The organism is Brevundimonas sp., from assembly GCF_965278935.1.
Taxonomy (GTDB): domain Bacteria; phylum Pseudomonadota; class Alphaproteobacteria; order Caulobacterales; family Caulobacteraceae; genus Brevundimonas.
The window spans coordinates 1,367,428-1,386,347 of the sequence record NZ_OZ257124.1 but is presented as its reverse complement, the minus strand read 5'-3'; the positions used below and the strand labels follow the sequence as shown (position 1 = coordinate 1,386,347).

17 protein-coding genes are annotated in these 18,920 nt (G+C 67.6%); 7 read left to right on the top strand and 10 right to left on the bottom strand.

Annotated features, from left to right (window positions below):
• Positions 1-21 precede the first annotated feature (21 nt).
• The gene (gene uvrA / locus ACQY68_RS06865) at positions 22-2,958 is read left to right on the top strand and encodes an excinuclease ABC subunit UvrA (RefSeq protein WP_428152302.1); all 2,937 of its coding nucleotides are present in this window, start codon (positions 22-24) and stop codon (positions 2,956-2,958) included.
• A 4-nt stretch (positions 2,959-2,962) separates the two neighbouring features.
• On the opposite strand, the gene ACQY68_RS06860 is transcribed toward uvrA, so the two are convergent.
• The 4 genes from ACQY68_RS06860 to ACQY68_RS06845 form a co-directional block, all read right to left on the bottom strand.
• Positions 2,963-3,931, bottom strand: coding sequence for a lysostaphin resistance A-like protein (locus tag ACQY68_RS06860; RefSeq protein WP_428152301.1), 969 nt, complete (start codon positions 3,929-3,931; stop codon positions 2,963-2,965).
• A 76-nt stretch (positions 3,932-4,007) separates the two neighbouring features.
• Positions 4,008-4,895: a hypothetical protein gene (locus tag ACQY68_RS06855; RefSeq protein ID WP_428152300.1), complete on the bottom strand. Its 888-nt coding sequence runs from the start codon at positions 4,893-4,895 to the stop codon at positions 4,008-4,010.
• Between the two features lie 23 nt (positions 4,896-4,918).
• Positions 4,919-5,866 carry a hypothetical protein gene (locus ACQY68_RS06850; RefSeq protein WP_428152299.1) on the bottom strand — a complete coding sequence of 316 codons (948 nt, stop codon included), beginning with the start codon at positions 5,864-5,866 and terminating at the stop codon, positions 4,919-4,921.
• On the bottom strand, positions 5,863-6,672 hold the full coding sequence (locus ACQY68_RS06845; RefSeq protein WP_428152298.1) for a hypothetical protein: 810 nt from the start codon (positions 6,670-6,672) through the stop codon (positions 5,863-5,865). The genes ACQY68_RS06850 and ACQY68_RS06845 overlap by 4 nt, the downstream gene beginning before the upstream one ends.
• 98 nt (positions 6,673-6,770) lie before the next feature.
• Between ACQY68_RS06845 and trmFO the strand changes: the two genes are divergently transcribed.
• On the top strand, positions 6,771-8,156 hold the full coding sequence (gene trmFO / locus ACQY68_RS06840; protein WP_428152297.1) for a methylenetetrahydrofolate--tRNA-(uracil(54)-C(5))-methyltransferase (FADH(2)-oxidizing) TrmFO: 1,386 nt from the start codon (positions 6,771-6,773) through the stop codon (positions 8,154-8,156).
• A 4-nt stretch (positions 8,157-8,160) separates the two neighbouring features.
• A complete protein-coding gene (locus tag ACQY68_RS06835; RefSeq protein ID WP_428152296.1) occupies positions 8,161-9,036 on the top strand; it encodes an oxygenase MpaB family protein in 876 nt (291 codons plus the stop codon).
• A 15-nt stretch (positions 9,037-9,051) separates the two neighbouring features.
• Here ACQY68_RS06835 and ACQY68_RS06830 read toward each other — a convergent pair whose 3' ends face one another.
• Both ACQY68_RS06830 and fni read right to left on the bottom strand, forming a co-directional pair.
• The gene (locus ACQY68_RS06830; RefSeq protein ID WP_428152295.1) at positions 9,052-9,210 is read right to left on the bottom strand and encodes a hypothetical protein; all 159 of its coding nucleotides are present in this window, start codon (positions 9,208-9,210) and stop codon (positions 9,052-9,054) included.
• A 104-nt stretch (positions 9,211-9,314) separates the two neighbouring features.
• Positions 9,315-10,334, bottom strand: a complete 1,020-nt coding sequence (gene fni / locus ACQY68_RS06825) for a type 2 isopentenyl-diphosphate Delta-isomerase (RefSeq protein WP_428152294.1) — start codon at positions 10,332-10,334, stop codon at positions 9,315-9,317.
• 64 nt (positions 10,335-10,398) lie between these two features.
• On the opposite strand from fni, the gene ACQY68_RS06820 reads away from it, so the two are divergent.
• Both ACQY68_RS06820 and ACQY68_RS06815 read left to right on the top strand, forming a co-directional pair.
• Positions 10,399-10,896 (top strand): sterol desaturase family protein, encoded by a 498-nt coding sequence (locus ACQY68_RS06820; RefSeq protein ID WP_428152293.1) that lies wholly within the window; start codon positions 10,399-10,401, stop codon positions 10,894-10,896.
• Entirely contained in the window at positions 10,893-11,609 is a 717-nt protein-coding gene (locus tag ACQY68_RS06815; protein ID WP_428152292.1) for a fatty acid desaturase, read from the top strand. Before ACQY68_RS06820 ends, ACQY68_RS06815 begins: the two co-directional genes overlap by 4 nt.
• Here the strand turns inward: ACQY68_RS06815 and ACQY68_RS06810 are convergent.
• The 4 genes from ACQY68_RS06810 to ACQY68_RS06795 form a co-directional block, all read right to left on the bottom strand.
• Positions 11,606-12,544 (bottom strand): phytoene/squalene synthase family protein, encoded by a 939-nt coding sequence (locus ACQY68_RS06810; protein WP_428152291.1) that lies wholly within the window; start codon positions 12,542-12,544, stop codon positions 11,606-11,608. The genes ACQY68_RS06815 and ACQY68_RS06810 overlap by 4 nt on opposite strands.
• Entirely contained in the window at positions 12,541-14,043 is a 1,503-nt protein-coding gene (locus ACQY68_RS06805; protein ID WP_428152290.1) for a phytoene desaturase, read from the bottom strand. Before ACQY68_RS06805 ends, ACQY68_RS06810 begins: the two co-directional genes overlap by 4 nt.
• On the bottom strand, positions 14,040-15,203 hold the full coding sequence (crtY, locus tag ACQY68_RS06800; protein ID WP_428152289.1) for a lycopene beta-cyclase CrtY: 1,164 nt from the start codon (positions 15,201-15,203) through the stop codon (positions 14,040-14,042). The genes ACQY68_RS06805 and crtY overlap by 4 nt, the downstream gene beginning before the upstream one ends.
• Positions 15,204-15,273: 70 nt before the next feature.
• Positions 15,274-17,145: a PPC domain-containing protein gene (locus tag ACQY68_RS06795; protein ID WP_428152288.1), complete on the bottom strand. Its 1,872-nt coding sequence runs from the start codon at positions 17,143-17,145 to the stop codon at positions 15,274-15,276.
• Between the two features lie 96 nt (positions 17,146-17,241).
• Here ACQY68_RS06795 and ACQY68_RS06790 point away from each other — a divergent pair, with 96 nt between their 5' ends.
• Both ACQY68_RS06790 and ACQY68_RS06785 read left to right on the top strand, forming a co-directional pair.
• On the top strand, positions 17,242-18,165 hold the full coding sequence (locus tag ACQY68_RS06790; RefSeq protein WP_428152287.1) for a bifunctional methylenetetrahydrofolate dehydrogenase/methenyltetrahydrofolate cyclohydrolase: 924 nt from the start codon (positions 17,242-17,244) through the stop codon (positions 18,163-18,165).
• Between the two features lie 68 nt (positions 18,166-18,233).
• The gene (locus ACQY68_RS06785; RefSeq protein WP_428152286.1) at positions 18,234-18,911 is read left to right on the top strand and encodes a LemA family protein; all 678 of its coding nucleotides are present in this window, start codon (positions 18,234-18,236) and stop codon (positions 18,909-18,911) included.
• Positions 18,912-18,920: the final 9 nt, after the last annotated feature.

Here is an 18,920-nt window from a genome sequence, read left to right as displayed (position 1 = left end):
TCTCCTGCGTTCCCGGAAAGCATGACCGAAAAGCACAACTTCATTCGCGTGCGAGGCGCCCGCGAGCACAATCTCAAGGGCGTGGATGTCGACATCCCGCGCGAGAAGCTGGTCGTCATGACTGGCCTGTCCGGGTCGGGCAAATCCTCGCTCGCCTTCGACACCATCTATGCCGAGGGCCAGCGACGGTATGTCGAGAGCCTGAGCGCCTACGCCCGGCAGTTCCTGGAGCTGATGGGCAAGCCGGACGTCGACCTGATCGAGGGCCTGTCGCCGGCGATTTCGATCGAACAGAAGACGACCTCAAAGAACCCGCGCTCCACCGTCGGCACAGTGACCGAAATCCACGACTACATGCGTCTGCTGTGGGCGCGCGTGGGCGTGCCCTATTCGCCCGCGACCGGCCTGCCGATCGAAAGCCAGACCATCTCCATGATGGTCGACAAGCTGACTGCGCTGGACGAGGGCGAACGCCTCCTCCTGCTGGCCCCCGTCGTTCGCGGCAGGAAAGGCGAGTACAAGAAGGAGATCGCCGAGTGGCAGCGCTCGGGCTTCCAGCGGCTGAAGATCGACGGCCAGTTCTACGCCATCGAGGACGCCCCGACGCTCGACAAGAAATTCAAGCACGACATCGACATCGTCGTGGACCGGATCGTCACCAAGGCAGGACTCGAGGCGCGCTATGCGGACAGCCTGCAGACCGCCTTGGGGCTCGCCGACGGCATCGCCGTGGCCGAGTGGGCCAACGCTGCCGAGGGTGAAGACCCGCGCCGGATGACCTTCTCCGAGAAGTTCGCCTGCCCGGTCTCCGGCTTCACCATCGCCGAGATCGAGCCGCGGCTGTTCTCGTTCAACAACCCGTTCGGCGCCTGTCCGGTCTGCGACGGCCTGGGCGTCAAGCTGGCGTTCGACGCCGACCTTGTGATCCCGGATCGCGACAAGACCCTGCACAAGGGCGCGGTGGCGCCGTGGTCGCGCGGCCCCTCGCCACTCTACACCCAGACACTTCAGGCGCTGGCGCTCCACTACGGCTTCTCGATGGACAAGCCGTGGCGCGAACTGCCGGAGAAGGCCCAGTCGGTGATCCTGAACGGCACGGGCTCCGAGAAAATCAAGTTCGTCTATGACGACAACGCGCGGAAGTACGAGGTCTCGAAGCCGTTCGAAGGCGTGGTCCCCAACCTGGACCGCCGCTGGCGCGAGACCGACAGCGCCTGGGTGCGCGAGGAGCTGGGTCGCTTCCAGTCCGAGACACCGTGCGAGGCTTGCGGCGGCAAACGGCTGAAGCCCGAGGCCCTCGCGGTGAAGATCGCCGGCAACGACATCGCCGAAATCTCGATGCTGTCGATCAAGAAGGCCTTCGACTGGGCCGAGGCTTTGCCTGGGCAGCTGACCGAGAAGCAGATGGAGATCGGCCGTCGTATCCTGAAGGAAATCGGCGACCGGCTTCGGTTCCTGAACAACGTCGGCCTCGACTACCTCAGCCTGTCGCGCTCGTCGGGCACCCTGTCGGGCGGCGAGAGCCAGCGTATCCGGCTGGCGTCGCAGATCGGCTCGGGCCTGACCGGTGTGCTCTACGTCCTCGACGAGCCGTCCATCGGCCTGCACCAGCGCGACAACTCTCGCCTGCTGGAAAGCCTTCGCGGCCTGCGCGATCTCGGCAACTCGGTCCTCGTCGTCGAGCATGACGAGGAGGCGATCATGACCGCCGACTATGTCATCGACATGGGCCCGGCGGCCGGCGTCCACGGCGGCGAAATCTGCGCCGAGGGCACGCCCGAAGAGGTGATGGCCAATCCGAAGTCGCTGACCGGCAAATACCTGACCGGCGAGCGGGAGATCGAACTGCCGCCTGAAGGCCGTCGTCCGGTCGACAAGAAGAAGATGCTCAAGATCTCGGGCGCGACGGGCAACAATCTGAAGACCGTCACCGGGGCCATTCCGGTCGGCCTGTTCACCTGCGTCACCGGAGTGTCGGGCGGCGGCAAGTCGACCTTCACGATCGAGACCCTCTACAAGGCCGCAGCGCGCCGCCTGCACAATGCGTCAGACGCCCCTGCCCCGTTCGACCGGATCGAGGGGCTGGAGAATTTCGACAAGGTCATCGACATCGACCAGTCGCCGATCGGCCGCACCCCGCGTTCGAACCCGGCGACCTATACCGGGGCCTTCGGACCGATCCGCGACTGGTACGCCGGTCTGCCGGAATCCAAGGCGCGGGGATACGGGCCGGGTCGCTTCAGCTTCAACGTCAAGGGCGGGCGCTGCGAGGCCTGTCAGGGCGACGGCCTGATCAAGATCGAGATGCACTTCCTGCCGGACGTCTACGTCACCTGCGACGTCTGCAAGGGCAAACGCTACAACCGCGAAACGCTGGAGATCGTGTTCAAGGGCAAGTCCATCTCCGATGTTCTGGACATGACGGTCGAGGAGGCCGGACAGTTTTTCAAGGTCGTGCCGCCGATCCGGGACAAGATGCTGACCCTGGCCCGCGTCGGTCTCGGCTACGTCCAGGTCGGCCAGTCGGCGACGACCCTGTCCGGCGGTGAGGCCCAGCGGGTCAAGCTGTCCAAGGAACTGTCGAAACGGGCGACCGGCAAGACCCTGTACATCCTCGACGAGCCGACCACCGGCCTGCATTTCGAGGACACGAGGAAGCTGCTTGAAGTGCTTCAGGAACTCGTCGAGGCCGGCAACACCATCGTGGTGATCGAGCACAACCTCGATGTCATCAAGGTCGCCGATTACCTGCTGGACTTCGGTCCCGAAGGCGGCGACGGCGGCGGCGAGATCGTCGCGGTCGGCACGCCCGAACAGGTCGCGGCCAACGACAAGTCGTGGACCGGCAAATACCTCAAGGAGGTGCTGGACCGGCACGAGACGCGTCGCAAGGCGCGGGTCGCGGCCCTGACGTCCGAGGCTCCGGCGAAGAAGACGCGGGCCAAGGCCAGCGCCTGATCGCTCAGGCTCCGGTGGGCGTCGCTTCGGTCGAGACCGCGACGCCCGCCGCGCTCGTCGCAACGCCGTGGTCCCTTGTCCGTCCGCGCCACAACAACACCGCCGAGCCGACCAGCAGGAAGGCCGTGGTCACCACGCCGCCCTCGGGCCCGAAGGCGCCGCCGGTGATCCACCACGGTGTTTCCGACCGCGTCGCCAGATCGACGACCAGCGGTGTCGTCTCGATGACCTGCCCGGAGACTTCGAGGCCGAAACCGAGGCCCAGCAGCCAGTTCCATGCCGCATGCCACCCGCAGGCGCCCCACAGCGATCCTTCGCGCGCGGCGTAGAGGCCGATGAAGACGCCGAACAGGACCACGTTCAGCACGCCGGTCAGCAACTCCGGCGACGGCGAAATGTTCGCCGCATGCAGCAGGCCGAACAGGATCGAGCTGAGCCCCAGTCCCCAGGCCAGTCCGTGCCGCGACGCGATCACCGACATCAACCAGCCGCGCGTGACGATCTCCTCGGTCGAGCCTTGAACAATGAAGCCCAGCAGCAGCACAACAATGGGCGCCAGAGCAGCGACCACATTGGTCGATCCGAACGCGCCGGCGCCCTCGACGCTGTATCCGCCCAGCGCCGCGATCACCCCGACCACGCCCAGCAGGAAGGCCAGACCGACCGCATAGCCGCGCAGGAAACGCTTCGGCCCCGACCCGTTGAAGCCGATGCTCGCCAACCCGCGCCGTTCGAACAGAGTCACCCAGGCGACCGTCACGCCCGCGATGGCTGCGAAACCGAATAGTGTATAGGCCGTGCCCTGCCAGCCGATCATGCCGCCTGCCGGAGACATGAAACCGAACACGATACCCGGCACGGCCGCAACGGTCTGGCCCAGCACGATGAAGACGATCGCCAAAACCATGGCGGCCGCCGTCCAGGTCCGGCGATACCGCGACGAACGCGATGCGTAGAGTTCAATGCCGGCCATCCGGGTCCCCTGCCTTGTTTCCGTGACGCTATCGGTCCGGTCTGGCCGGGCCAAGTTACCCTTGCGACAGAAAGCCCTATTCGTGCGGCAGGCCCTTCAGCTCGCGATAAGCGGCCGAGAAGGGCGCGTAGATCACGGCGAGCTGCAGCGCCGAAAAGATCGCGTTGATGGCGCCCCATGCCAGCAGACCCGCGCCCGCCGTCTGAAGGATCTGGGCGGTGGACTGGCCATCGAGCGCGGCGAGCTGCTCAAGGCCGCCGGTCGCCATGGTGACCGGCAGGGCGACGATGGTGGCGAGAATGCCGACCAGCATGGACATGATGAAGGCGATCACCGCCATGCCGAGCAACGGCAGCACATGTCCCTTGGTCAGGCCGAAGGACGCGAAGGGCGAAATGCGCTTTTCGTAGAAGGTGGTCGGAACGGCGAGGCTGAGCCGGACCGCCAGCCAGATCAGCAGAGCCGCGGCTCCGAGACCCAGCAGAACACCGACGAGGATCCCGACGCCCGTGTTGGCCTGACCTGCGAGGCCCGCGACGACACCGACGACGGTGAACAGGAGCACGGTCACCGCAAAGAAGACGATGCCGAGCAGCAGGGTGACCGCCAGCACGCGCAGCTCGTCTCCGCCCAGCCGCATATAGCCGAACGCCTTGTCGGCGGGCCTCAGCACGGAGCGGGCGACGGCGGCGTTGAGCACCGCTCCGAGCACCAGGCTGAGGGGCAGGGCCAAGGCCATGAATCCCGACCAGCTCTGCATCAGGGCCTGGATTTCCTGTGTGCTGGGCTGGGTCCCTTCCAGGCTCTCGGTCGTCGCCATCACTGTCGCCAGGGGCCCGGCGAACAGACCGAAGAAGGCGGCGACGAAGATCACGTAGGCCAGGGCCCAGAACACGATCGCCAACGGGCGCCGGCGCACCACGCGGAAGCCTTCGAACGCGGCCTCGGTCGCTGAAAAGGTCATCGAATCCCTCCCTGAATCCTGATTTACGAGGACTGTAGCGTATCGACGGGCGGCGCGTCTTCGACGATCGGGGTCGGCGCCGGGGCTCCGTCCAGCAGCTGGCGCGCGGCCGTGACGCCGGGCGCGGCGTACAGGGCCATCATCCAGCCGATGCCGAAGGCCAGCGGAAAGGTCGTCAGTGCGAGAGGGGCGATCATCGGACGGAAGACCGGCTCCAGATCGGCCAAGCTGTGAACCGTCGGCCACTCCAGCCCCTGCCCGAAGAAGCCGGCTGCCAGTATGCCCCCGACGGCGGCGTACATCAGGATCAGGCTGACCGTGTAGATGATCCAGACGATCAGGTTCAGGCCGATCAGCTTCCAGACCTGGCCCCGCGCGATGGCCCAACCCTCGGCGAAGGCGAACCGCTTCAGGATCAGGGTGGCCGGCGCGATCAACGACACGCGCACCAGCGCCCAGATCGACCCGACGAACACCACGACGCCGTAGCCGATCAGTGCGACCGCGGTCGCCATCTCGTTGGCGTGCCAGAAGGCCAGCCCCAGACCCACGCCCAGCAGAACCAGAAGCAGGAGGGCGATGTACCAGCCCGCGAAGACAGCCACGATCGCGACGGCGACCCGGACCTCGTCCATGCCCAGCCGGAGGAACAGGAAACGGTCACGCCGCCCCGGCGACAGGATCGCCCGACCCGCCGCCGTCCAGGTTACCAGCATGACCAGATACATCAGCGCATTCATGCCGTTGAGCGACGCGCTGAACCGCGTCGTCTCCTGCAGATAGGTTTCCATCGCCGCCTGATCGTCGACGGCCCCGAACGGAATAGCGGCGAAGATCGGGATCATCAGGCTGTAGGACGCCGCCATGATCGCGACCATCAGCAGGCCCCAGACGAACAGGCTCAAAGGCGTGCGGCGCAACAGCAAGAACGGCGCGCCGACGGCGTCGTTGAACGAAAAGCCAGGCTTCATCGCTTCGTCTCCTCGGGTGACCAGTATTCCAGCTGTCGATAGGCAGCGCCGAGAAAGCCGACGGTCAGCGGCAACTGCAGCCCGACCAGAACCAGCGCACCGACGACGCTCCCGGTCGGCCCGGGCACCACGCCCGTCCCGATCAGCGCCAGCAGAACGATCTTGGGCAGGGCCGTGACGACCAACCCCGCCAGCAGCGGCCAGAAGCTGCCGTAGGCGATGCCCATCGCGTTCAGCGACACCATCTGGCGTCGTCCAAGCGTCGCGGGCGCGAACAGGGACAGGCGGACGACCAGCAAGACCGGAATGGCGACGGCGCCGATGCCGAGCACGGCGAGGACTGCGAGCTTCCACGGGGCGCCCACGGCAGCCCAGTTCCGCGCCTGAATGGCCTGAACGTTCAGCTCCGCCATGCCGAAGATCGCCAGCACCACCAGAGCCAGGATCACCGCGATCATCGTCAGGAACAGCAGGCACAGCAGCAGTGCGCCCAGCAGTCGGGCCTCCGCCCGTCTGGCCTGCAGACCCCGCGGACCGAGCCCCATCGCCCGCGCCTCCGCCAGATCGTCGCTGATCGAAAGACGGGTCAGGGCGCCGACGGCGACGAGGCTCGACGCCGCGACGGCCAGCGACCAGATCCACTTCGTCCAGCCTTCAGCGGACCAGAACACAGGCAGCAGCCACAGGGCCGCACACAGCGCCAACGCCCCGGCCGCCCCCGACCACAGCCGCGGCAGGGCCTGCACAGTCGTCGCCAGCGCGACCTGAAGGTTCAGGCGCCGACCGCCGACATCCTTGTTGCTCATCAAGCCCCCTCGCCGAGCGTTCGACCGATCATAGCCGCCGATACCACATGCCGACAGACGCCTGCTGACGAACACGCCTCGCGTGGCTAAGAAGCCGCATGACCGACCTCTCCCCTATCCACGTCATCGGCGGCGGCCTCGCCGGATCCGAAGCCGCCTGGCAGATCGCTTCGGCGGGCGTCCCCGTCGTCCTGCACGAGATGCGCGGCGTTCCGGGCATCAAGACCGACGCCCACCACACCGACGGTCTGGCCGAACTGGTGTGCTCCAACTCCTTCCGCTCCGACGACTGGGAGCACAATGCCGTGGGCCTGTTGCACGCCGAGATGCGCGCGCTCGGTTCGATCATCATGTCCTGCGGCGACGCGCATCAGGTCCCGGCGGGCGGCGCCCTGGCCGTGGACCGCGACGGCTTCTCCCAGGCCGTGACCGCCAGACTCGAGGCCCATCCGCTGGTCACGATCGAGCGCGAGGAAATCGCCGGCCTGCCGCCGGAGGAGTGGGACAACGTCATCGTCGCCACCGGCCCATTGACCTCCCCGGCTCTCGCCGAAGCCATCCTGTCCCTGACCGGCGAGGAGAGCCTGAGCTTCTTCGACGCCATCGCCCCGATCGTCCACGCCGAGAGCATCGACTTCGACATCGCCTGGCGTCAGTCGCGCTACGACAAGGAAGGCCCCGGCGGAGACGCGGCCGCCTACGTCAACTGCCCGATGAACAAGGAACAGTACGACGCCTTCGTCGACGCCCTGATCGACGGTCCCAAGGCCGAGTTCAAGGAGTGGGAGAACGTCCCTTATTTCGACGGCTGCCTGCCCATCGAGGTCATGGCCGAGCGCGGCCGCGAGACCCTGCGTCACGGCCCGATGAAGCCAGTCGGCCTGACCAACCCTCGCGACCCGCTGGTCAAGGCCCACGCCATCGTCCAGCTGCGACAGGACAATGCGCTGGGCACCCTGTTCAACATCGTCGGCTTCCAGACCAAGCTGAAGCACGGCGCCCAGGCCGAAACCTTCCGCATGATCCCCGGCCTGCAGAACGCCCGGTTCGCCCGGCTGGGCGGCCTGCACCGGAACACCTACCTGAACTCGCCGCAGTTGCTGGATCGTCAGCTGCGCATGAAGTCGGCGCCCCGCCTGCGGTTCGCAGGACAGGTCACGGGCGTGGAAGGCTATGTCGAAAGCGCGGCCACGGGACTGCTGGCCGGTCGTCTCGCGGCGGCCGAGCGGCTGGGCAAGCCGCTCGACGCGCCCGAGGCCCACACCGCCATCGGCGCCTTGGTCGAGCACATCACCGGCGGCCACCTGGCCGGATCCAAGTTCCAGCCGATGAACATCAACTATGGACTTTTGCCCCCACTGGAGGCTCCCAAGTTCGACGAAGCCGGGGTCAAGATCCCGATGAAGGAACGCGGCCGGGCCAAGAAACGGCTGATGAGCATCCGGGCGCTTCGCGCGCTCGAAGCCTGGCGCGACGCGGCCTGACCCGATGAACCCGTTGCAGCCCGTCAAGGTCATGATCCGGCGTCGGATCAACGAGCTGTTCAACGACTATGAGCGCGGCGAGCGTCCCGCCCTGCGCCGCGCCGACGCCCTGTTCCCGACCGACGCCGTCGCCTGGCGGGTCAACGGCGACATCGTCACGATGATGATCGGCGGCGTGTCGGGCCTGCTTCTGCAGATGCTGCATCCGGCGGTGCTGGCCGGGGTCTGGGACCACTCGGATTTCCGCGCCGACATGCACGGGCGGCTGAGACGGACGGCCAAGTTCATCGCCGTCACCACCTACGACCATGCAGCCAACGGACAGGCCGCCATCGACCGCGTGAAGGGCATCCATGTGAAGCTCGGCGGGACCTTGCCCGACGGCACGCCCTACAGGGTCGACGACCCGACCTTGCTGGCCTGGGTCCATGTGACCGAGATCAAGAGCTTCCTCGACGCCTGGATCCGCTATCAGGATCCGCAGATGTCGATGGTGGACCAGGACGCCTATTTCGACGAGATGGCGCGTATCGGCCTTGCCTTGGGTGCCGACCCCGTGCCCCGCAATCGCGCGGAAGCCGAGGCCCTGATCCGGTCGATGCGGCCGCAACTCAAGGCCGACGCCCGCACCCGCGAGGTCGCCGCCCTCGTCATGGGCCAGAGGATCGGCGGTCCGGCCGAGGGCGTCGCGGCCGGTCTGGTCATGGCGGCGGGGGCGGATCTGTTGCCGGACTGGGCGCGCGCGATGCACCGTCTGCCCGCCGCATTGCCGGCCCAGCGGTTCGGGGCCCGGTCGTTGGCTCGCACCCTCGACTGGGTCTACCAAGGCTCGCCCAACCGCAAGGTCTGGCCCGATGAGGTCGGCGTCTGGCCCGGGTAGCCGCCTGGAGCTGATTCAGGCGAGCCAGAACCAGGCGCACAGGGCGAACTGCGCTGCGGTGGTCACTATGAGCCCTGCGACCAGCATCTTCTCGACCCGGTCCGGCCGCCGGACAGGCTCGCCTTTCGGGCGGGACCGGGCGGCCGATGCGGCAGGAAAAGGATGAACGCTCAAGGACCCGGCTCCAGATACTCCCGGGATCATACACGATTCTGCTTACAACTTCGCCGGGGCTAAAAGAGCCGGACCCTCGTGCTGATTGGCGTTGGCCCGGCGCTCTACAGAAGCGGCGCGCGCCGCAAATCCTGAAGGTTGGCCGAGCCGGTGCAGAAGCAGGCCGTTCGCAACTGGCGGATCACGACCTGAAAATGCTCGACGACCGCCTCGGTCGAGACCGTCGCGGCCTGCAACACCCCTGCCGCCTGACCGACGATGTCCGCGCCCAGCCGGATGGCCTTGGCGGCATCCACGCCGTCACGGACGCCCCCCGATCCGATCAAGACCATGTCCGGGCAGGCGGCTCGAACCTGCGCGATCGCCGTAGTGGTCGGAATGCCCCAGTCGGCGAAGGCCAAGGCATGCGCCTTGTCCGCCGGATCGGTCGCGCGCTCGCCCTCGATCAGGCCCCAGTTCGCTCCGCCCGCGCCTGCGACGTCCAAAGCCGCCACACCCATGCCGGCCAGTCGTAGCGCCGTCGCGGACGACAGCCCCGCGCCCGTCTCCTTGACGACCACCGGCGCCCCAAGCCTGCGAACCAGCGCCTCCAGCGCCGCGCCCACGCCCCACCAGTCGCGGTCACCCTCGGGCTGACAGGCTTCTTGCAGCGGATTGAGATGCACGATCAGGGCGTCGGCGCCGATCATGTCGATGACCCTGCGCGCCTCGTCGACGCCGAAGCCCCGGGTCAGCTGGGCCGCACCGATATTGGCCAGGATAGGCGTGTCCGGCGCCCGCCGACGCAGCGACTGGTCCAGCCCGATCGCCCCGCCCTCCAGCGCCGCCCGCTGGGACCCGACCGCCATGGCGATGCCGAGCGCCTGCGCCGCCTCGGCCAGATGGGCGTTGATCGCTTCGGCCCGCGCGGGACCGCCGGTCATGGAACTGATCAGCAGCGGCGCCTTCAGTCGTCGCCCCAGAAAGTCCGCGCCGAGGTCTATCTTTGCGTGATCCAGATCCGGCAGGGCCTCATGGACGAACCGGATCGCATCGAACCCCGCGTCCCGCGCATGCCGCCCGCCGCCCGCCAGGACGACGTCCAGATGCTGGTCCTTGCGGTCGCGGATCGCGTCGTCGGTCATGGAAATGGCTTACAGGTCCACTGCGCCGGTTGGAACAGGGCACGCCGGGGCGTATCCTGTCGCCATGCTCCCCCTGTGGTTCGCCCTCGTGACGCTCGCCGTATTCTTCCTGATGGAGGGCGTGGCCTGGTGGACCCATCGCTACGTCATGCACGGCCCGCTGGGCTGGGGCTGGCACCGGGATCACCATGAGCCCCACGACAAGACCTTCGAGACCAACGACCTCTATGGCGTCGTCGGCGCGGTGGTCGGGACCAGCCTGTTCGTCCTCGCCTGGCTGACCGGCCTGTGGTGGGTTCGGGCGATCGCGCTGGGCGTAACCCTGTACGGCGCCGTCTACGCCTTCGTGCACGACGGCCTCGTGCACCAGCGCTGGCCGTTTCACTGGATGCCGAAGAACGGCTACGCCCGCCGTCTGGTCCAGGCGCACAAGCTGCATCACGCGGTCCAGACCCGTGAGGGGGCCGTTTCTTTCGGATTCGTCTTCGCCCCGGACCCGCAGCGCCTCAGCGCCATCCTGAAGGCTCGCCGCGCCGAACGCGCCGGCCAGGCCGCGGAGTGACCGCCGCCCGCCAGACCGCGATCGGCCTGACCCTCGCCGCTCTGATCGTCGGCGGCTGGCTGACGCTTCATGTCTGGGGCGTCTTCTTCCAGCCCACGACCTGGCCCGCCGTGGCCGTCGCGCCCCTGATCATCCTGACCCAGAGCTGGCTCGGCGCGGGCATGTTCATCGTCGCGCATGACGCCATGCACGGGTCGCTGGCCCCCGGCCGCCCGCGCCTGAACGCCGTCGTCGGTCAGATCTGCGTCGGCGCCTACGCCGCCTTCTCGTACCGCAAGCTCAACGGCAGCCACCACCAGCACCACCGCACGCCCGGCCGCGACGGGGACCCCGACTTCCACGCCGCCCGGCCAGACGCCTTCGCCCCGTGGTTCTACGGCTTCTTCACCCGCTATTTCGGCTGGCGGGAGTTCGCTATCGTGACGGCGGTGCTGGTCGCCTACCTTCTGATCGGCGCCCGCGGCGCCAACCTGATCCTGTTCTGGGCGCTCCCGGCGATCCTCAGCGCGCTGCAGCTGTTCGTCTTCGGCACCTGGTTGCCCCATCGGCACCACCGGTCAGCGGCCTCATTTGCAGACGAGCACAACGCCCGGACCATCCCGATGCCGTGGATCGCGTCCCTGCTGACCTGTTTCCACTTCGGCCTGCACCACGAGCACCATCTGTCGCCGACCACGCCTTGGTGGCGACTGCCGGAGATGCGGCGGCGCTAGACCCGCGTCCACAGCGCCGGCCGGGGCGGCGGCGCTTTCCCGCGATCCAGCGTCTGCGTCCAGATCGCGATCAGGGCCCCACGCCCGAACAGCCACAGCTTCATCGCCTTGCCGACCGACACCCGCTTGACCCAGACCCCCGGTCCACGCCGCCGTACCTTGCGGCCGATCTCGCGATAGATGCCGCGCGCCGCCGCGATCGCCATGGACGACCGGAACGGCAGCCCCCGCAGACCGTCTCGCGCGCTGTCGTAATAGGGCTCCGCCGCCGCCAGCAGCCGCTGCGTCACCGCATGCACGACCGCCCGGTTCGCCGGGTCCGCCACGGCCGCCGCCGTCGGCTCCAGCCCAGCCTCGACCAGCCAGTCGGACGGCAGATAGACCCGGCCGTCCTCTGCGTCCTCGATCACGTCTCGCGAGATATTGGTCAACTGGAAGGCCAGTCCCAGGTCCTGGGCCCGGCGCAGAACCTCGGGATCCGTTACCCCCATGACCCGCGCCATCATAACCCCGACGACCCCGGCGACATGCCAGCAATAGGCCATGACGTCGTCCAGCGTCCGGTACTCCCGGTGCTCCACGTCCATCGCAAAGCCGTCGATCAGGTCTATGGCCCACCGCTCCGGCAGCCGATGGCGGATGGCCACGCGCTGGAAAGCGGCGAAGGTGGGATCGGGCATCGGCTCGCCCGTCATGGCCCGCCGGGTCATGTCGTAGAGCCGGGCCAGACGCCTCTGCTGCTCCTCGGTCGTCAGGTCCTCATGGCCGAAGCCGTGATCCTGTCCGTCGATCTCGTCGTCGCAGGCCCGGCACCAGGCGTAGAGCAGCCAGGCGTCCTCTCGCACGGCCGGGTCGAACAGCCGGGAGGCCGAGCGGAAGCTCTTCGACCCCTTGGTGATCGAGGCCTTCGAGGCTGCGAGGACGGCGTCGGTCATGCGTTCTGTGCGGCCTGTTCCAGCATCAACCCCGCCGTCGCCTTGGCCGAGCCGACCACGCCGGGGATGCCCGCCCCCGGATGGGTGCCGGCCCCGACAACATACAGGTTGGAGATGACATCGTCGCGATTGTGCGGCCGGAACCAGGCGCTCTGCGTCAATATGGGCTCCAGCGAGAAGGCCGAACCCAGATGGGCGTTCAGGTCCTCCTTGAAGTCCGCCGGGGTCCAGATGCGCGTCGTCACCAAGTCGCGCCGCAGGTTCGGGATGTACCGCTCCTCGAGATAGTCGATGATCTTCTCGCGATATTCTGGCCCCTTGGTCTCCCAGTCGATGTCGGCGGCGCCGAGGTGGGGCACGGGCGACAGGACGTAGTGGCTGCTCATCCCCTCGGGTGCCATCGACGGATCGGTGGCGCAGGGCGCGTGCAGATACAGAGAGAAGTCCTCGGGCAGGGTCGGGCCCGAGAAGATCTCGGAGATCAATTCGCGATAGCGCGGGCCGAAGCAGATCGTGTGGTGAGCCAACTGAGGCTGAGGCTTCGACGTGCCGAAATGGAGCACGAACAGCGACATAGAGAACCGCTTCGACTTCAGCGACTTGGCCTTGGCTTTTCCGCGCGGCGTCCGGCCCAGGAGCCTGTCGTAGGTGTGAACCACGTCGGCGTTGGACGCGACCATGTCGGCGGCGATCGTTTCGCCCGTGTCCAGCGTCACGCCGGTCGCGCGGTCGCCCTCGGTCTCTATGCGGTCGACGGAGGTGTTCAGCCGAACGGTCCCGCCGAGGTCCTCGAACCCCTTCACCAGACCGGCGATCAGGGCGCCGGTCCCACCGCGCGCGAACCAGACCCCGCCGCGCCGCTCCAGCGCATGGATCAGGGCATAGACGCTGCTCGTCTTGAACGGATCGCCGCCGACCAGAAGGGTGTGGAAGCTGAAGGCCTGCTGCAGGTGTGGATCCTGGATGTAGCGGGCGACCATGGCGTGGACGCTGTTCCAGCTCTCCAGCCGCGCCAGCTCGGGCGCCGCCTTGATCATCGACCAGAAGGACTGGAACGGCACGGCGCCCAGTTTGACGTAGCCCTCCTGATACAGCTCCTCCGAATAGGCGTGGAAGCGGTTGTAGCCCTCGACGTCGGCCGGGTTGAAGGCCGCGATCTGGCGCTCCATCGCGGCCTGATCGTCGTTGTAGTCGAACGACGCCCCGTCCTCCCAGCACAGCCGGTAGAAGGGATCGACGGGCATCAGTTCGGCGTAGTCGGATAACGACCGGCCCGTGCCTTCGAACAGTTCCTCCAGACAGGCCGGATCGGTGATGACCGTGGGGCCGGCGTCGAAGGTGAAGCCCTGTTCCTTCCAGACGTAGGCGCGACCGCCGGGCTTGTCCCGCTTCTCGATCAGGGTCGTCTGCACGCCCGCGCGCTGCAGGCGGATGGCCAGGGCGATGCCGCCGAAGCCGGCGCCGATCACCACAGCGCGTCTGGCCGTCACGTCTCTCATGCCGCTCCTCGACCGGTTTCCCGGAGTTGTTTCATCGCCCGGCCGACCGGCACGGGCGGCTTGCCCGCCAGTATCCTGACCTTGTCCAGCGCTGTGCTGGCTCCTGCGTAGAAGCGCCTGACCAGCGGTTCCGGCAAGCCGTAGAAGCGTCGCAGCACCTTCCATCGTTCCCGGGGTTCGGCGGCCCGGAACAACATTCTGTCCAGCAGCCTGTAAAAGGCGCGATCGACCCACAGCGTCTTCGAGTGCGTCTCGAGCAGGGTCCGCAGACCCGCCGACGACAGATCCCCGGCCCGCGCCACCAGCCGCGCCACGGTCACCGCGTCCGGCAGGGAGTATCCCGTCGTCGGATGGAACAGCGCCCCTGCCAGCCCGGCGCGCGCCACGGTCGGCCCTTGGGCCCAGAAGGCGTCGATGTCGCCGTCGAGCGCGATCGGCAGGACGCCCTCCTCCTGCCCGACCACCGCCTCCACCGTCCAGCCGCGCGACCGGATGTAGTCGTCTATCCGCCGGTTCAGCAGCGCCCGGTCCAGCATCGGCCCGTCGACATAATAGGTATCCTCGACCAGCACGGTCCGCGCGTCGAAGGGCAGCAGGTAGACGAAGCGATAGGCGTCCCCCTGCCCCACCGTGGCGTCCATGATTGTGGGCCGCGTCAGGCCGTGCGGCCGGGCCAGGCGCACCGTGCGGCCGACGAACAGCTGCCAGCCCAGATCGAGATGCGGCGTCGGCCCCGGCCCCCGTGCATCGATGACCCCGGCGGCCGTCAGTCTCCGTCCGTCGGACAGGGTTACGCCATCGGGCCGAACCTCGACCGCCTCTGCCGTGATGAGCCGATCGCCCAGCAGCGGCGCCACCACCTCATGCAGACGCTCCGAGGTCAGGCTGTTGTAGGGCGCCTCGAGCACCCGACTCAGACCCGGGAAATAGACCTCGTAACCGTCCGGCCAGCGGTAAGCCGTGGCCGGCGTCAGCCAGGCGCGATCCTGATCCACCACATCGCCGTCGAAGAAGGACCATGTGTGGTTTCCGCCGAGCCGCCCGTCGCGTTCGACCACGGCGACGCGCAGTTCGGGTCGGTCGATCGCGAGCCGCCAGACGATCAGGCTGGAGGCCAGGCCGCCGCCGACGAGGATCAGATCAGGATCGGGGGAGCCCATGCCCGATCCTTAAACGAAAGAGGCCCCGACGCGAACGCATCGGGGCCTCTTCGTCAGGATGTCGGGCCGACTATTCCTTGGGTTCAACCGTCAGGGCATAGGCGCCCGACTGGCCCGAGGCGAAGCTGCGGGCGCGGATGACGTAGTCGCCTTCTTCCTCGACCGCCCAGTCGACCTTGGCGTGGGTGTCGGACAGGCTGTCGTCGTCGGAGACCACCGAGGTGAAGACGCCGGCTTCGTCTTCACGACCGATGTCGATGAAGGCATCGAACTCATTGGAAACCATGGTCAACCGCAGCTTTTCGCCGGCCTTCAACGAGATCTTGTAGGCGTCGTAGAAGCTGCCGTCCTCGGCGAGGGCGTCGTCTTCTCCGAGCGTGCCGCGCGCCGTGGCGCCGACCAGGATGCTGCCCGGCAGGGGCTGCGGACCGCGATCCAGCAATTCCAGCGAATACAGGCCTTCGCCGTCGGCGGAGAGCGGCGAGGCACGGACGATGAACTCCCCGTCGTTCGGCACGATGTAGTTCAGGCGTGAGTCCGTGCCTTCGCCCAGACCGTCGTCGTCCGAAGCCATGGCGTAGAAGTCGCCTTCCGGGCTGCCGATCTGCAGATAGGTGTCGAAGTCACCCGAGCGCATGATCAGCTGGACGCGGTTCCCGGCCGTTCCGGTGAACGTATAGGCGTCGAAGCCCCGGCCCTCGTCGTCGCGCGGATCCTCGGCGACGATCTCGCCCTGAACCGTCGCGCCCCAGGACAGTGCGACCGGCGCCGGCAGCGGCGCGGCCTCCTCGAACGTCAGGGTGTAGGCACCTTCGCCCTCGCCGGTGAAGGCGCGGGCCTCGATCGTGTACTGGCCGTCGGACGGGATGGTATAGGTCAGACGGGAGTTGGTGCCTTCGCCTGCGCCGTCGTCGTCCGAATCCAGCGCATAGCGGCCGCCGTTCTCATCGGAGTTCTCCGAGAACAGCTCCAGATAGGTGTCGAACGCGTCCGAGCTCATCGTCGCGACGATCCGCTGGCCGGCCGTTCCGGTGAAGCTGTAGGCGTCGGCGCGCTGGCCGAAGGCGTTGCCGCCGTCGTCGGCGTCGAGCGAAGCCTCGACCGTCTCGCCGATGGTGATCGGACGCGCCACCAGCGGCGGCGGGCCTTCGGCCAGAGCCAGGTCGTAGTCGCCGTCGGTCGCGCCATCCAGCGGCGCGGCGCGGATTACATACTCTCCGTTCGAGGGCGCGGTGAAGATCAGATAGGAGTTCAGGCCGCCTGCGCCCGAGTCGTCGTTCTGGGCCAGTTCCTCGAAGCCGCCGCCGCGGGCCATCCGGCCGACGCGCACGATCGGATCGAAATCATCGCTTTCGAGCGAGATGGCGAACCGTTCGCCCTCACGCGCCCGGAAGCTGTAGCCGTTGTAGGTGTACTCTCCGTACTGCCCGTCTTCCTCGGTCGGGCTGCGATCACTGATCGCGCCGTCAACGTCGTCGCCGACGCGGATGGCGGTCGGACGCGGCGCGCGGGGAGCCTGGCCCCGGTCGGTGACCTGGATGTTGTAGTCGCCGCCTTCCAGGCTGGCCAGGGTGCGGGCGCGGATGATGTAGGTACCGCCCTCGGCGGTGAAGCGCGCACGCGAGTTGGTGCCCTCGCCCAGGCCGTCGTCATCCATGGCGATCGCCTCGCCCGTATCGGCGTTCTTGTAGACCTCCAGATAGGCGTCGAAGGCGTCCGACCGCATCGCGACCTGCAGCCGCTGACCGGCGCGGGTCTGGAGGGTGTAGGTGTCGTAGATGAACTGCCCGATGTTCTCGTCATCGACGCGGGTATCGTCGGCGGTCAGCTGTCCACTGACCGTCTGGCCGATGCGCAGCGACGAGACGTCCTGCGCTGCGGCGTGGCTGGCGCCGAACAGCGCCAGCGCGCTGACGGTCGTGATGAAGGCAGAGCGGCGCATTGGTTTTCCCTGTTCTGAGAAGCCAACATAGACGCTGAACCGTGACGCCTGTAAATCGCCCGCACCTTATCGAATCCTGACGAAAGAGGGCCTCCCATGGCTGGACCCGACGCGCGCGCGACGATCATCGACGGCAAGGCCTTCGCCGCGGGTCTGGTGGAGCGGGTAGCCACCGCCTCGGCCCGTCTGGAAACCGCTCACGGGATCAAGCCGGGTCTGGCCGTGGTCATCGTCGGCGAAGATCCCGCCAGCCAGATCTATGTTCGCAACAAGGGCGAGACGACCACTCGGGCGGGGATGCGGTCCGACACGCATCGCCTGCCCGACACGACCAGTCAGGCCGAGCTTCTGACCCTGGTCGGGGCGCTGAACGCCGACGCGGGCATCCACGGCATTCTGGTCCAGCTGCCCCTGCCCGCGCAGATCGATTCATCGGCGGTTCTGGGCGCCATCGATCCGGACAAGGACGTGGACGGGTTCCATGTGGTCAATGCAGGTCGCCTTGCGGTCGGCCTGCCCGGCCTCGTGCCTTGCACGCCGTTGGGATCGACCATGCTGCTGAAGGACAGGCTCGGCGACCTGTCGGGCCTGAACGCGGTCATCGTCGGGCGCTCCAACATCGTCGGCAAACCGATGGCGCAACTGCTGCTGGCCGAGAACTGCACCGTCACCATCGCCCATTCGCGCAGCCGCGACCTGCCCGCGATCTGTAGGGCCGCCGACATTCTTGTCGCCGCCGTAGGGCGGCCCGAGATGATCAAGGGCGACTGGATCAAGCCGGGCGCGACCGTGATCGACGTCGGCATCAACCGCGTCCCCTCCGCCGATCCGGTTAAGGCGGCCGAGGGCAAGACCCGCGTCGTCGGCGACGTCGCCTTCGCCGAGGCGGTCACCGTCGCGGGCGCGATCACGCCTGTGCCTGGCGGCGTGGGGCCTATGACCATCGCCTGCCTGCTGGCCAATACTTACACCGCCGCCTGTCGCGCCGCCGGGGTCGAACCGGAACCATTGGACGCTTGAAGCGTCGTCATGAACCGCTGATAGTCCCGTCAGGACAGACGGCGAACGGTCGTCGGATGGAGGGGTTCATGGCTCGCAGCACGTCTCGTCTCGTCGGCTCGATGGCGATCATACTGGCCGCCCAGAGCGTGGCGGCCTGCGGCTACAACACCATTCCGACCAAGCAGGAGCGGGCCGAGGCGGCCTGGGCCGACGTTCAGAGCCAGTACCAGCGCCGCGCCGACCTGATTCCCAACCTCGTCGCCACCGTCCAGGGCGCGGCGATCCAGGAACGCACCACCCTGACCCAGGTGATCGAGGCCCGCGCCCGCGCCACCTCGGTTCAGGTCACGCCCGAGACGCTCAGCGACCCCGCCGCTTTTCAGGCTTTCCAGGCGGCTCAGGGCCAGCTGACCGGCGCCCTTTCGCGCCTGCTGGTCACCGTCGAGGCCTATCCGCAACTGCAGGCCAATCAGGGCTTCCTTCAACTCCAGTCCCAGCTCGAAGGGACGGAGAACCGGATCACCATCGCGCGGCGCGACTACAACGAGGCCGTCCGCGACTACAACACCAGCCTGCGAACCTTCCCGACCGTGATCTGGGCCAGGACGGCCTTCTCGGGCGAAGAGCCGATGCAGCTGTTCACCGCCACGGCCGAGGCCCAGACCGCGCCGCAGGTGTCGTTCAACCTTGACGGCCAGACCCCGGCCGCGCCGGGCGGCTCGGCCCCCGCCGTGGCGCCCGGTTCGACGCCGCCCGCCCGGTGAACCCGTCCG